This is a genomic window from Streptomyces sclerotialus, assembly GCF_040907265.1.
GTDB classification, from domain to species: Bacteria; Actinomycetota; Actinomycetes; order Streptomycetales; family Streptomycetaceae; genus Streptomyces; species Streptomyces sclerotialus.
The window spans coordinates 6,807,762-6,822,146 of sequence record NZ_JBFOHP010000002.1; the positions used below are offsets into that span (position 1 = coordinate 6,807,762).

The 14,385-nt window shown below is 71.1% G+C and carries 10 protein-coding genes; 7 read left to right on the forward strand and 3 right to left on the reverse strand.

The annotated features are described in order from the left end of the window. Positions 1 to 550: 550 nt before the first annotated feature. On the reverse strand, positions 551 to 1,735 hold the full coding sequence (locus tag AAC944_RS29950; RefSeq protein ID WP_368396505.1) for a GAF domain-containing protein: 1,185 nt from the start codon (positions 1,733 to 1,735) through the stop codon (positions 551 to 553). Positions 1,736 to 1,908: 173 nt separating this feature from the next. On the opposite strand from AAC944_RS29950, the gene AAC944_RS29955 reads away from it, so the two are divergent. Continuing rightward, positions 1,909 to 3,726: a flavin-containing monooxygenase gene (locus tag AAC944_RS29955; RefSeq protein WP_030622133.1), complete on the forward strand. Its 1,818-nt coding sequence runs from the start codon at positions 1,909 to 1,911 to the stop codon at positions 3,724 to 3,726. Positions 3,727 to 3,924: 198 nt separating this feature from the next. Here the strand turns inward: AAC944_RS29955 and AAC944_RS29960 are convergent, their stop codons facing one another. Both AAC944_RS29960 and AAC944_RS29965 read right to left on the reverse strand, forming a co-directional pair. Beyond that, positions 3,925 to 5,007 (reverse strand): LCP family protein, encoded by a 1,083-nt coding sequence (locus AAC944_RS29960; protein ID WP_078888879.1) that lies wholly within the window; start codon positions 5,005 to 5,007, stop codon positions 3,925 to 3,927. Further along, entirely contained in the window at positions 5,004 to 7,067 is a 2,064-nt protein-coding gene (locus AAC944_RS29965) for a bifunctional polysaccharide deacetylase/glycosyltransferase family 2 protein (protein ID WP_037773155.1), read from the reverse strand. The genes AAC944_RS29960 and AAC944_RS29965 overlap by 4 nt, the downstream gene beginning before the upstream one ends. A 956-nt stretch (positions 7,068 to 8,023) precedes the next feature. Between AAC944_RS29965 and AAC944_RS29970 the strand changes: the two genes are divergently transcribed. The 6 genes from AAC944_RS29970 (at position 8,024) to AAC944_RS29995 (ending at position 14,243) form a co-directional block, all read left to right on the forward strand. Then, positions 8,024 to 8,545 carry a putative immunity protein gene (locus AAC944_RS29970; RefSeq protein WP_438272765.1) on the forward strand — a complete coding sequence of 174 codons (522 nt, stop codon included), beginning with the start codon at positions 8,024 to 8,026 and terminating at the stop codon, positions 8,543 to 8,545. A 160-nt stretch (positions 8,546 to 8,705) separates the two neighbouring features. After that, positions 8,706 to 9,194, forward strand: a complete 489-nt coding sequence (locus AAC944_RS29975; RefSeq protein ID WP_030622115.1) for a hypothetical protein — start codon at positions 8,706 to 8,708, stop codon at positions 9,192 to 9,194. A gap of 236 nt (positions 9,195 to 9,430) precedes the next feature. After that, a complete protein-coding gene (gene arfA / locus AAC944_RS29980; RefSeq protein ID WP_051872261.1) occupies positions 9,431 to 10,990 on the forward strand; it encodes an arabinosylfuranosidase ArfA in 1,560 nt (519 codons plus the stop codon). Between the two features lie 54 nt (positions 10,991 to 11,044). Continuing rightward, entirely contained in the window at positions 11,045 to 12,406 is a 1,362-nt protein-coding gene (locus AAC944_RS29985; protein WP_107054231.1) for an extracellular solute-binding protein, read from the forward strand. Further along, entirely contained in the window at positions 12,403 to 13,374 is a 972-nt protein-coding gene (locus AAC944_RS29990; RefSeq protein ID WP_030622107.1) for a carbohydrate ABC transporter permease, read from the forward strand. The genes AAC944_RS29985 and AAC944_RS29990 overlap by 4 nt, the downstream gene beginning before the upstream one ends. Next, positions 13,371 to 14,243, forward strand: coding sequence for a carbohydrate ABC transporter permease (locus tag AAC944_RS29995; protein ID WP_030622104.1), 873 nt, complete (start codon positions 13,371 to 13,373; stop codon positions 14,241 to 14,243). Before AAC944_RS29990 ends, AAC944_RS29995 begins: the two co-directional genes overlap by 4 nt. The last annotated feature ends 142 nt before the right edge of the window (positions 14,244 to 14,385 follow it).

Consider the following 14,385-nt stretch of genomic DNA (forward strand, 5'->3'; position numbering starts at 1 on the left):
CGGCATTCGGAGGGTGAGCTGGAACACGCCCCAGTCAGGAGTACGGCATGACCCATGACTCCCCGCCGCCGTCGCCGCCATCGTGTCGCCGCCGCCGTCGTCGCCATCGCCCCCTTCGCCGCGGTGCTGCCGCTCGACCACTGCCTCGGCGGCCGTTCCGACACACGCCGTATCCCCGAGCTCTACGACCGGTCCCGGGTGCTGGACCGGGGCTTCGTGGCGTGGGTCGGCGGCGCTGCCGCGTCGGTGCCCTTCTGGCGGTCCGACCTCTACACGGGACCGTTCGCGAAGGCGTTCCCGGAAGCCGGCGACCTTGAGGGCGTTCGTCGCCGCCGGTGCGGGCTCGCTCATCTACCTGCTGACGTACCGGCTCAAGCCGCTCTGGACGAGGGACACGGCCGACGCCCCGGACCGGACACCGAGTGCTCCCGACCGCTCCGAGGCAGTGGCAGGCCGGCGGCACCGACGGGGAGCAGGGTCCGGCGACGTCTGTACTCCCGGGCGTCGCCTCGGGCCGTCCCGGCCGGTCACGCGAAGCGGGCGCAGCCTCTCACCGTCCGGGGCGAAGGGTGAGCCGTACGCCCTCGGCGAGCCGGTAGGGACGGGTGGCCACGACGGCTCCGAGGAGCCGGCGGAGCCGGCTCACCTCCGCCCGCACCGTGACGAGGTGGCCGGGATCGCCGAACATCGACCGGCTCAGCGCGGCCGCGGTCAGGCCGGCCGGGCCCGCCGCGTGCAGCAGGGACAGGATCTCGGCGTGGCGCCTGGTGATGCTCCGGCACCAGGCGGTGTCGCCGGAACTCGCCCGCAGTACCGGCGTCCCGGACAGGTCGAGATCGAGCAGCACGGTGCGGCCGCTGCCCACCGGGCGGACCAGCCAGCCGTCGGCCAGCTTCTCCGGCAGCCAGGCGCCGAGCCCGGGTACGGCGACGGCCTGGCCGGCCCGCGGTGCGGCGATCCGGTCGCCCACGGCGACGCCCGCACGGTGCGCGACCCAGCCGTCGTCGTCCACGACCAGGGCCGGGCCCGTGCCCCCGGCCAGCAGCGGTTCGGCCAGCTGCCGCAGCGCGGCCAGCCGTTCCTGGTGCGACCGCCACAGCTCCGCCTCGGCCAGCCGTGTCGCCGTCTCGACCAGCACGCCGACCGCGGGGTGCAGGGACAGCGCCGGGCCGCTGATGTCGATGACTCCGAGCACCTCACCGGTGCGCGGGTCGTGGACCGGATGAGCACTGCAGTACCAAGCGTGCTGGCCCTGTTCGAAGTGCTCGCCGGCGAGGAGCTCGACCGGCGCGGCCTCGGCCAGCGCGGTGCCGATCGCGTTCGTGCCGACCTTGGCCTCGGTCCAGTCCGCGCCTTCGGTGAACCCGAGTGCGTCGGCCCGGCGGCGGACCGCGGCAGCGCCCGCCCGCCACAGGACGGCGCCGTCGGCATCGGTCACCACGAGCATCATGGTCGCCGCGTCCGAGGTGGCGGTGAACATACCGGCGATGCGGTCGACGACGTCGCGCAACGGTGAGGCGGACCGCCGCCGCGCGACCTCGTCCGCCGCGAAGAAGTCGCGCTCGTTGACGCGGTCCGCGATCAGGCCGAGCTGCCGCATCCGCGACCAGGAGTGGGAGACGATGTCGCGCGGACGTACCGGCGGGCGGGTGCCGGCCATGACCGCTTCGTGCATCCGGACCAGGTCCCGGGCGTGGATCGGGAGGCTCCGGCCGGGTGGGACGGCGCCGTGCACGCGTACCACCTCCCGGCCTGGCGCACCGTCGCGTCGGCCGGTTCAGGATAGGAGCCGGCCGGGGCGACCGCCACGGTCCTGCACGTGTGCAATTCGGCGCAACCCTTGCCGCCGGACCCCCGGACACAGTGTGATCGGCGCTACAGCATGGATGCCGGTCGGAGGGAGTTCCGATGACACAGACGCTGGACGCGGTGCAGCAGGACCGTTCACCTCAGGCGCGGGTGGACGACTGGCTCGCCCGCTTCGAGTCCGCACTCGCGGCTCGGGACGTGGCGGCAGCGGCCGCGCTGTTCGCCACCGACAGCTACTGGCGGGACCTGGTGGCCTTCACCTGGAACATCAAGACCGTGGAGGGGCGGGCCGGCGTCGCGGACCTGCTCACCGGCTGCCTCGCCACCACCGAGCCGTCCGGGTTCCGCACCACCGAGCCCCCGGCGGAGGCCGGTGGCGTCACCGAGGCGTGGATCGAGTTCGAGACCGCGGTGGGGCGGGGGAAGGGCCATCTGCGGCTGACGGACGAGGGCGCGTGGACGCTGCTGACCAGCCTTCGCGAGCTCAAGGACTTCCCCGAACCGCGGGGCGACCTGCGGCCCAAGGGCACGCGGCACGGCGCGATCGCCGACCGCCGCTCCTGGGCCGAGGAACGGGAACTGGAGCAGGCACAGCTGGGGTACGACCGGCAGCCGTACGTGGTGGTCATCGGTGGCGGGCAGGGCGGTATCGCGCTCGGTGCCCGGCTGCGCCAGCTCGGCGTGCCGTCCCTGGTCGTGGAGCGCAACGACCGGCCGGGCGACTCCTGGCGCAAGCGGTACAAGAGCCTGTGCCTGCACGACCCCGTCTGGTACGACCACCTTCCCTACCTGCCCTTCCCGGACAACTGGCCGGTGTTCGCGCCGAAGGACAAGATCGCGGACTGGCTGGAGATGTACACCCGCGTGATGGACGTGCCGTACTGGACGCGGTCGGAGGTCACCTCGGCCGCGTACGACGAGACGACCGGGACCTGGCGGGTCCTGGTGGACCGGGACGGCGAGGAGGTCGTCCTCACCCCGCGCCACCTCGTGTTCGCCACCGGCGTGTCGGGCAAGCCCCACCTGCCCTCGTTCCCCGGCATGGACCAGTTCGCGGGCGAGCAGCACCACTCCTCACAGCACCCGGGCCCGGACCGGTACGCGGGCAAGAAGGCCGTCGTCATCGGCTCGAACAACTCCGCGCACGACATCTGCGCGGCGCTGTGGGAGCACGGCGCCGACGTGACGATGGTGCAGCGCTCCTCGACGCACGTCGTACGGTCGGAGTCCCTGATGGAGCTGGGCCTCGGGGACCTCTACTCCGAACGCGCAGTACGCGCCGGGGTGACCACCGAGAAGGCCGACATGGTGTTCGCCTCGCTGCCCTACCGGATCATGCACGAGTTCCAGATCCCGGTCTACGACAAGATCCGCGAACGCGACGCCGACTTCTACGCACGCCTCGCCAAGGCCGGTTTCGCGCACGACTGGGGCGACGACGGGTCGGGCCTGTTCATGAAGTACCTGCGCCGCGGCTCCGGCTACTACATCGACGTGGGCGCGGCAGAGCTGGTGGCCGACGGCCGGATCAAGCTCGCCCACGGCCAGGTCGACCACCTCACCCGTACCGGTGTCGTACTCGCCGACGGCACCGAACTGGACGCCGACCTCGTCGTCTACGCGACCGGCTACGGCTCCATGAACGGCTGGGTCGCCGACCTGTGCGGCCAGGAGATGGCGGACCGGGTCGGCAAGTGCTGGGGACTGGGCTCGGACACGACCAAGGACCCCGGCCCGTGGGAAGGCGAACAGCGCAACATGTGGAAGCCCACCCAGCAGCCGGGTCTGTGGTTCCACGGCGGGAACCTGCACCAGTCCCGCCACTACTCGCTCTACCTCGCCCTGCAGCTGAAGGCGCGCTACGAAGGCCTCCCCACCCCGGTCTACGGCCTGCAGGAGGTCCACCACCTCGCCTGACCGCGTGGGCGCCCCACACCTCCGCGCCACGGTGGGAGAGCGCCCGCTCCCACGGAAGGCCGTGCGGCACGCGCGGGTCCGAGCGGCCGTGGCCCGGGGTGAGGGGGACCTGGTCCAGGGTGGGGCGGGCGGCTGCGCGCCGCGAGCCCAAGGGCGGCCGAGGTGCTGGGAGCCAGCAGCCACCGGCCGCCGGTCCCGCTATCTGCTCGGGCGCCTTGTCGGTGTCGTCACCGGGCGGTCGTGTCTGAGTTCGGCGAAGAGCCGCCGGGACTGTTCCTCGTCCCACGTGATGACGCTGCCCTTGCGGGTGGGGACGCCGATGCCGGAGACGGGGACGTTGATCTGCTTGCCCTTGCCGCCGGTGACGCTCCGGACCGCGCGGAACAGCCTTGTGAGGTCCCGCAGGTCCGTGCCCTTGTCGACGACGAGGGTGTCCAGGCCCGCGTCGACGGTCGGGTAGATCTCGGCCGGGTCGAGGAGGGTGCCGGGCTCGGCGGCCTGGTGGGCGAGGGACGCGAGGAACTTCTGCTGGTTCTTCGTGCGTCCCAGGTCGCCCTCGGCTTCCTGGTGCCGCTGGCGGACGAACGCGAGTGCCTGCTTGCCGTCGAGGGTCTGGCAGCCCTTCTTGAGGTCGGCGCCGGACTTCTCGTCCTTGATGCCGCGCTCCAGGCACATCCGGACGCCGCCGACGGCGTCGACGATGTTCACGAAGCCCGCGAAGCCGATCTCCGCGTAGTGGTCGATCCGCAGCCCGGTGTTGTACTCGATGGTGCGGGCGAGGAGTTGGGGCCCGCCGTAGGAGAAGGCGGCGTTGAGCTTGTCCCCGGTGGGACCTGAGGTCTTGCCCGTTGTCGGGTCGGTACGGCGGGGCACGGTGACCCAGGAGTCGCGGGGGAGGCTGACCATGCTGGTGCCGTGGGCGCCGGTGTGCAGCAGGATCATCGAGTCCGTGCGGCGGCCGCCGCCTCCGCCCGCGTGCAGGTCCTTCAGGTCGTCCTGGGAGAGCCCGGCACGGCTGTCGGAGCCGACGATCAGGTAGTTGGTGCCCTTGCCGCGCGGGGGGCGGTTCCCGTACGAGTCGAGGTCGACGTCGCGGTTGAGTTTGGCCTCGGCCCAGCCGTAGGTGCCGACGGCGCCCGCGAGGACGGCGGCGACGAGGCCGAACGCGGCCCGCCACAGCCGGTGTCGCTTCCGGGGTCTGCGGGCGTGGGCGCGTCGCGGCCCGTAGTGGGAGGAGGGGCGGTCGGCGTAGCTCGGTACGCCCGTCGGTCCGTCGGTCATTTCGTCAACAGGTCCCGGTCCGGGACGTCCTCCAGCAGGTAGGGATCGGCGGTGCCGGCGCGGTGCATGGTGTGCCACTTCAGCCGGGTGCCGAGCAGGGCGGTGATCACCGACTGGATGACCACGAGGTACAGCAGCTGCCGGTAGACGAAGAGCTGGAGCGGCAGCGTCCACATCGCGCTCAGCTTCTCCCGGTCCAGCCGCAACGCGTACGCGGCGGTGACCATCTGTACGGCGAGGCAGCCGAGCCAGACGACGATCGCCTGCGTCGGGTCCCGGAACAGCACGCCGTACAGCGCGAACACGTCCACCACGGGCGCGAACAGCGGCAGCAGGATCTGGAAGAGGCAGAGGTAGGACAGCGCCCGGCGGCCGAAGCGCCCCGCCGGCCCCATCTCGAGGACCGAGCGCCGGTGCTTCCACATGGACTGGAGCGTGCCGTAGCACCACCGGTAGCGCTGCCGCCACAGCTGGCCGAGCGAGCCGGGCACCTCCGTCCAGGCCACGGCCGACTGCTCGTAGACGACGCGCCAGCCGGCCCGCCACAGCGCCATCGTGAGGTCGGTGTCCTCGGCCAGCGTGTCATCGCTGACACCGCCGATGCCCATCAGCGCGTCCCTGCGGAAGGCACCGATGGCTCCCGGTACCGTCGGCATGCACTCCAGGACCTCGAACATCCGCCGGTCGAGGTTGAAGCCGATGACGTACTCCAGGTGCTGCCATCTCCCCAGCAGCCCACGGCGGTTACCGACCTTGGTGTTGCCGCTGACCGCGCCGACTGCCGGGTGGGCGAGCGGCTGGACGAGCCGGGCCAGCGCTTCCGGCTCGAAGACGGTGTCGGCGTCGACCATCACGACGATGTCGTACCGGGTGTGCGCCAGACCGGTGTTGAGGGCGCTGGGTTTGCCGCCGTTGGGCTGCCGCACCACCGTCACACGGGGGTCGCCGATGCTCTCGGCGATCGCCGCCGTGCCGTCCGTCGAGCCGTCGTCGATGACGACGATCTGCAGATGCGGATGGGTGGAGGCGAGCAGCGAGTGGACGGTGGCGGCGATGCCCGCTTCCTCGTTGTACGCGGGCACCAGTACCGTCACCGGCTCGGTCACGGCTCTCAGCCGCGGGGTGCCGGGCCGGAACCGGTGCAGTCGCCGTACGTGTGCGCGGGCGAAGACGACGAGCATGAGCAGCCGCAGCACGCTGAGCGCGCCCGCGACACCGAGGGCCCAGGCCATCACGGTGGTGAAGGCGTGCCCGAGGTCCTGCGCCCAGATCAGTCCTTTGCCCTCCAGCCGCTGGGCGAGCGGGGCCTGCGTGTTCCGGAAGGGACGGCCGAGCCCGCCGGTGACGGTGGTGAACCGCTGTACGCTCCGGTCCCGCAGCAGCGCCTTCGCCTCACGGTAGCCGAGCTCCGTCTGACTGAACTGCGACACCACGCCCTGCCACGGCTTGCGCGATGTGCGGTCGGCGGCCACCAGCAGATAGCCCTCCGCGGCGGCCCGTTCGGCGGCCGCCCACTCGGCGCCGCAGAGCGTGTCGGCCGCGGTGGTGTGCGGCAGCCGCAGCAGCCGGGTGCGGACACCCGCCGTGCCCGCCAGCGCGGTCTGCGTGAGGGACAGCTCCAGGCGTGCCCGCAGGGGAGAGGCGGCGCCGAGGTCGCCACCGGTGTAGGTGTACGAGCCGATCTCGTGCCCCTCGTCGCGGATCCGCCGCATCAGCTCCGGGTGCCGGGCCGCGCGCGAGCCGTGGACGAAGAACGTGGCCTTCACGTGGTACGCGCGCAGCAGACCGAGCACGCGCGGCGTCCACTGCGGGTCCGGGCCCCCGTCGAAGGTGAGCGCCACGGTACCGGCCGGCATGCCCGCCGTCTCGATCCGGCCGTCGCCGATCCGGAGTACCGGATCTCCGGTGTCCGCCGCGCGCGGGATGGGCGTGCTGCACGGGCGCTTCGAGCGCGCCGAGTCGACTTCGTGCGTGGTCCACCCCTCGAAGGCGAGGGCGGTGATGACCACGGTGAGGACGAGCAGCAGCAGCGCCCAGTGCCCGCGCGGGGGCCGGCGCATCGCATGCCGGCTCACCTCTCAGCGCCCCCGCGCGGAGCGTCGATGCGCTGCGCTCCGTCGGGGCCCGGGCTGGACCTTCCGGCGACCGGCCGGTCGGGCCCCGGGCCGGGCTCTCCGGCTACCGGCCGCTGGGGGGCGGCCGGTAGCGGGCCCGTGGTGCTGGGCGGCTGCGACCCGACGGGCTGCAACAGCCCGCCGATCAGCATGCCGACGAGCACCAGATACCCGACGCACGCACAGCCGACGGCGACCGCGAGCAAGCGCGAGAGTTTCCTGCGCCACCCTGAATTGCCGATGAACACTGGTTGCGACGACTGTTCCGCGCGGCGCGAGGGGTGTGTCATGGACGAGATATGAGAGATATGGGGGAAGCCCTCGGCTTCCGGCCTGTTCGCTATGTGGGGAGTGCCTCGCACTCAGTACTCCTGAATCCGCGGCCGCGCGTACGGGGCCGATATCGTGGGGGTGCCGAGCCCAAAAGCCCGGTTTGCACTGGAACGCAATACTCCGAAAACGCGGAATGATCCGGCATGCGACAGTGGCCCTCCCGGCAGGCCGGGAAGGCCACATGAGTACGCTCCTCGCCGACCGCGTCGGCGGCTACGTCCAGTGGCTATCCGTCGATGGCGCCTTTCGCACCGCGTCTGTCGCGGTGACACCCGGCGAAGGGCGCGCGGAACGCGCTCCGGGCTTCGGCGATTGCCGCAGATATGGAGGTGTGGGGGGTGGTGCCTCGCACTGGTGCTCCTCGTTCCCGGCCGTGTGGGGGTACGGCCGTACGCGTGGGGATCCCGGGCGGAACCGCACCCGGGTCGTACTGGAACGGGCATGCGCCTCATGGAACGCAAGCGCACACCTGTGCCAGACGGTGCCAGTAAAAGGCCTGCTGGGGGAGGGGGACCGGAAGAGTGTTACCGCAGCTTTACCTCCACCAAGATGGGGCCATGGCAGGAGAAGTGAGCGAGATCGTTCTGAGTGAGCAGGATCTTCGTGAGGTCACCGCGTTCGCCGCGGCGTGTGCGGAGGCGGTGCTCGAGGTGTTCGAGGCCGATCAGCCGGAGGATTCGCGGCCGCGAAAGGCGATCGATACCGCGTGGGTGTTCGCTCGGGGTGGTGAGCGCGGCACGTCCCTGCGTGACACGGCCTGGGCGGCACTCAAGGCGGCCAAGAGCGCGGACACTGCCGCGGGGCGCGAGGCGGCGCGGGCGGCGATGTCCGCGGCGGGCGCCGCCTATCTGCATCCGCTGGCCAAGGCCACCCAGGTCAAGCACATCCTCGGAGCGGGCGCCTACGCAGCCAGAGCGGCCGAGCTGATCGCCGGCGATGAGCGGGCCGTCGGTGCCGCACACGTCGGACGAGCGGCGCGCCGGGCGACACCGGTCGTCGTGGACGTGCTCGAGCGGTTCCCGGCGGCGCCGGCCGGTGGCGGACGGGTCGGCGAGCTGATCCGCATGCTGGATGCCGAGCTTCGCCGTTGACAGTCATTGACAGCCGTTGACAGCCGTGGGCCGGTTGAGCCGTTGAACTGCGCCTTCGGACGTTAGCGGGACGTTAGCCGTACAGCGGTGGATCATCAGCCACGATCCCCAGTCTTGTTCTCACGAGTCCGGAACACCACTTGGAGAACGGGGAAGACCCATGTCGCACCGCACCACAGTCCGTTACGCCCGCAAGGCCGCCGCCGCCATGGTGATCGCTGTCGCCGCGCTCGGACTCACCGCATGCCAGGACGGTGGTACCGACTCCGCGCCCTCCTCTTCTTCGAGTTCTTCGAGTGCCGCGCACTCCTCGCCGAGTGCCTCGCAGTCCCCCACTTCCGCGGCCGAGAAGACCCAGGGTGCGTCCGATGACGCGACGTCAGGTACGCCCGCGGAGTCCGACGTGAGCTGTACGGACCGGATCGACTACGCGGGGGACCCGCGGTCCAATGCCGAGATCAACTCGATCGGCGCGGAGACCGGTCACTGCCCGGCGCCGCAGAAGGAGGGCAAGCCCTCGGGTACCCCCAAGAAGGACGGCGTGAGCTGTACGGACCAGGTCGACTACGCGGGGGACCCGCGGTCCAACGCCGAGATCAACACGATCGGCGAGGAGACCGGCTACTGCCCGCCTGTCCAGGATCGGTGAGTCGGTGACGCGGTCCGCCGTCTTCGGGGGTGCGGACGGAGGGGTTCGGGGCGACAAGTTCCGTCCAAGGCATTGACGTTGGGTTTCCGTCGCGTCTACTTTCCGGTTCGAAGTCACGTGCGTTGTTCGGCATCTCGAACGAACGATGTCGAATGACGGATGTACCGGACTCGTGGACGCGACGCGCTGTGCGTCGACGTGCTCCGCCCCGCCATCCGTACTACCGAGAGGGCACCATGTCGCACTCCGCACCCCAGGACCGGACCGCCCCGTCTGCCGGTGTACGGCCGGCTCGGTTCGTGCTGGATCCGGCCTTCACCGTGGGCGAGGTCGACCCGCGGCTGTTCGGTTCGTTCGTCGAGCATTTGGGGCGCTGCGTCTACACCGGCATCTTCGAGCCGGACCATCCCACCGCGGACGAGGCGGGTCTGCGCGGCGACGTGCTCGCCCTGGTCCGCGAACTCGGCGTCACCGCGCTGCGTTACCCGGGCGGCAACTACGTGTCCGGCTACCGGTGGGAGGACTCCGTCGGGCCGGTCGACGAGCGTCCGCGCCGTCTCGACCTGGCCTGGCGGTCCACGGAGACGAACCGTTTCGGGCTGAGCGAGTTCGTGGACTTCGTCAGGAAGGCCGGGCCGCAGGCCGAGCCGATGATGGCCGTCAACCTCGGCACCAGGGGAGTGGCCGAGGCGCTGCAGCTCCAGGAGTACGCCAACCACCCCGGCGGAACCGAGCTTTCGGACCGGCGGGTCGCGCACGGCGACAAGGAACCGTTCGGGATCCGGCTGTGGTGCCTGGGCAACGAGATGGACGGGCCCTGGCAGACCGGGCACAAGACGGCCGAGGAGTACGGGCGGGTGGCCGCCGAGACCGCCCGCGCCATGCGGCAGCTGGACGGGGACGTCGAGCTGGTCGCCTGCGGCTCCTCCAGCCAGGCCATGGACACCTTCGCCGCGTGGGAGGCGACGGTGCTGGCCGAGACGTACGACCTGGTGGACTACGTCTCGCTGCACGCCTACTACGAGGAACTCGACGGCGACCGCGACTCGTTCCTCGCCTCGGCCGTCGACATGGAGTCGTTCATCGAGAACGTCGTCGCCACCTGCGACCACGTCGGTGCCCGGCTGAAGTCGAAGAAGAAGATCAACCTGTCCTTCGACGAGTGGAACGTCTGGTACCAGAGCCGCTTCCAGGCGGAGACCGCGGCCGGCCCGCTCGACTGGCCCGAGGCCCCGCGCCTGCTGGAGGACAACTACTCCGTCACGGACGCCGTCGTCTTCGGCTCGCTGCTCATCGCGCTGCTGCGGCACGCGGACCGGGTGGCCGTGGCGTGCCTCGCCCAGCTCGTCAACGTCATCGCCCCCATCATGACCGAGCCGGGCGGCCCCGCCTGGCGGCAGACCACGTTCTACCCCTTCGCGCAGGCGTCCCGGTACGGGCGCGGGCAGGTGCTCGACCTGCGCGTGGACTCGCCCACGTACGAGACGCGGAAGTACGGCGAGGTGCCGCTGCTGCACGCCACGGCGGTGCGGGACACCGGCACCGGGGCGGTCACCGTGTTCGCCGTCAACCGCAGCCGGAGCGAGTCGCTGCCGCTCCACGTCACCCTGCACGGCCTGCCGGTGACGCAGGTCACCGAGCACAGCGTGCTCAGTGACGCGGACCCGGACGCCCGTAACACCCTCACCGACCCCGAGCGGGTCACGCCGCACCCCGGCGTGGGCGCCGTGCTCAGGGACGGCGAGCTGGCCGTGACCCTTGAGCCGCTCTCCTGGACCGTGATCCGGCTGTCCTGACCGGAGCCGCTGCCCGGGACCCCGGTCCACCCACTCCTCGAAGGGCGAGCCGCCATGCAACCACTCGACACCTCCCGGACGGCCGGGGTGACCCCGCCGCCCCGGCGCCGGGCCGTTCTCGCCGGTGGCCTCGGGGCCCTGGCCGCTATGGGCCCGTTGGCCGCGGGGTGCGCCGCCCCGTCGGCCAGTGCTTCCGGCAGGACCAGGCTGCGCTACTGGCATCTGTTCGGCGGCGGTGACGGGCTCACCATGCAGTCGCTGCTCCGGAAGTTCAGCACGGCGCATCCGGAGATCGACGTGCAGGCCGCGACCCTCCAGTGGGGCGCCCCGTACTACACCAAGCTGGGCATGGCCGGCGCGGGCGGACGGGCGCCCGAGCTGGCCGTGCTGCACCTCGCCCGGCTCGCCGGGTTCGGCCCCGGCCGCCTCCTCGACCCCTTCGACCTCGACCTGCTGGCCGAACTGGGCGTACGGCAGCGGGACTTCCCCGAGAACATCTGGCGGCGCGGGCAGGCACACGGCCGGCAGTTCGCCGTACCGCTCGACACCCACCCGACCGTCCTCTACTACCAGACCGAGGTGTGCGAGAAGGCCGGGCTGCTGGCGGGCGGGAAGCTCAGACCCATCCGCGGCGCCGAGGAGTTCGCAGACGCCCTGCGCGCGGCCAAGAAAGTCACCGGGCGGCCCGGCCTCGTCACCGAGACGCTCGGCGTGGACTGCATCATCCCGTGGCGGCTGTTCGCCACCTTCTACTCGCAGACCGGCGCCAAGGTGCTCTCCGCGGACGGCAGACGGCTGGCCCTGGACGACGCCAAGGCGCTGAAGGTACTGGAATACATGGCGTCCCTCGTCGAGGAGGGGCTGTGGGTGCGGCGCGCCGACTACACCGCCTCCATCGGCCTGTTCAACGAGGGCCGGACCGCCTTCCACCTCAACGGCGAGTGGGAGATCCCTTCCTTCCGCCCCACGGGCCTGAAGTTCTCCATGACCCGGGTGCCACCGCTCTTCGGCCGCCCCACCGCCCAGGCCGACTGCCACGCCTTCGTACTGCCGCACCAGGCGGACCGCGGCGGCGCGCCCGACCGGGCCGCTCACACCCTGGTCGCCTGGCTTTTGAAGCACTCGGTCGACTGGGCCGAGGGCGGCCACGTGCCCGCGTACGCGCCCGTCCTCAAGGACCCCGCCTACCTGAAGCTGGAACCCCAGTCGGAGTACCGCGACGTCATCGACGACGTCGCCCTCGACGAGCCTGCCTGGTTCACCGGCTCCGCCTCCCGCATGTGGATCGAGCTCGGCGCGGTCTTCTCCGGTGTGCTCACCGGCTCCCGTACCCCGCGCGGCGCGCTGGACGAGGCCAAGCAGCGGCTGCGCGCGCTCCTCGACACCCCGAACCCCCTCGCCGGAGTCGCGTCATGACCACGCTCAGCCCCACCTCGGCGCCCGCGTCCCACGCGGGCCGGGCCACCCCCGCGAGCGGTACCCGCACCACGGGCCGGGCCCGGCGCAGCTGGACCGAGCACGGCCTGGTGTTCGTCGCGCCCTTCCTGGTCGTCTACGCCCTCTTCCTGATCTGGCCGCTCGTCTCGGGCCTCGGCATGAGCTTCACCGATGTCGACATCACCGGCGTGGGCGGTGAGTTCGTCGGCCTGGACAACTACGCGGAGGCGTTCGGCGACCCCGCCGTATGGGCGTCCCTGTGGAACACGGTGTGGTTCACCGTGCTGTCCACGGTCCCGCTCGTCGTCGTCGGCCTGGTGCTCGCCCTGCTGGCCAACGAGCTGCGCGTGGTGCAGTGGCTGTGGCGGATCGGCTGGTTCGCGCCGTTCCTGCTGCCGTCGGGCGTGGTCTGCATGCTGTTCCTCTACATGATCTACCCCTCCGGCTTCGGCCTGGCCGACCAGCTGCTGGCCTCCGTCGGCCTCGAACCGGGCATCGGCTGGCTCACCGACGAGCGCTACGCCATGCTCTCCATCGTCCTGACCACCGTCTGGTGGACCGTCGGCTTCAACTTCCTGCTCTACCTGTCGGCCCTCCAGGCCATTCCGCCGCACCTGTACGAGGCGGCGGAGCTGGACGGGGCGAGCGCCTGGCGGCGGCTGTGGCACATCACGCTGCCACTGCTGAACCGCACCACCGGGCTCCTGCTCGTCCTCCAGGTGCTCGCCTCGCTCAAGATCTTCGACCAGGTCTACCTGCTGACCGGCGGCGGCCCCGACGACTCGACCCGCCCCATCCTCCAGTACGTGTACCAGCAGGGCTTCACCGGCTACCGGATCGGTTACGCCTCGGCTGTCTCGTACATCTTCTTCGCCCTGATCCTGCTCGTCTCCTTGGCGCAGCCCGTGCTGGCCCGGCGACGCCGAGCTGAGGAGGCCGCCAAGTGAGCACCGCTACCACCACACATACGGGCGGCGCGTCGGGCAGACGTCCGCGCTTGACCCCCGGCCGGACCGCCCTGCTCGTCGTCGCCCTGTTCCTCGTCGCGGCCTGGCTGCTGCCACTGGTCTGGGCCGTCGCCACGTCCCTCAAACCGGAGGGCGAGACGACGAAGACCCCCCTGGAGTGGATCGGCTCGAAGATCACTTTCGAGGCGTACGCGAAGGTGTGGGAATCCGGCGACCTGCTGCAGTGGACCGTCAACTCGCTGTTCGTGTCCGTGGTCACGACCCTGCTGACGGTGGTGCTGTGCGCCATGGCCGCGTACGGGTTCATCCGTACCGACTTCCGCGGCCGCAGGCTGCTGTACGGCCTGGTGCTCGCCGGCATCATGGTCCCGCCGCAGGTGCTGATCGCTCCGCTGTTCACGGAGATGGTGCAGCTCGGCCTCGTCGACACCTACTGGGGAGTGATCCTGCCGCAAGTGGCCGCCCCCGCCATGGTGTTCATCCTGGTGAAGTTCTTCGACGGGGTACCGCGCGAGCTGGAGGAAGCGGCCTTCGTCGACGGGGCGGGACGCTGGCGGGTGTTCTGGACGATCGTGATGCCGCTGTCGCGGCCGGTGCTCGCCGCCGTCGCGATCTTCACCTTCATCTCCACCTGGAACAACTTCCTGTGGCCGTTCCTGGTGACCACCGACCCGAACGGCATGACGCTGCCCGTGGGCCTGGTCAACGTCCAGTCCTCGTTCGGCGTCCGGTACGCGCAGATCATGGCCTCCCTCGTGATCGCCGGACTTCCGCTCCTGGTGGTGTTCATGCTCTTCCAGCGGCAGATCGTCCGAGGCATCGCCCACACCGGCCTCGCCGGCCAGTGAGGGCGTGACGACACCCGCACTTCGATATTCGCCCGGTATCCGACATCCCCCTCAATAGCAGGCGCGCATTTTCGGGGGCAGGGCCGGGTCAGGGTTGTCCCGAAAGCGTCGCTCCAGGGCGCTCTGGGGACCCTGGCGGAGT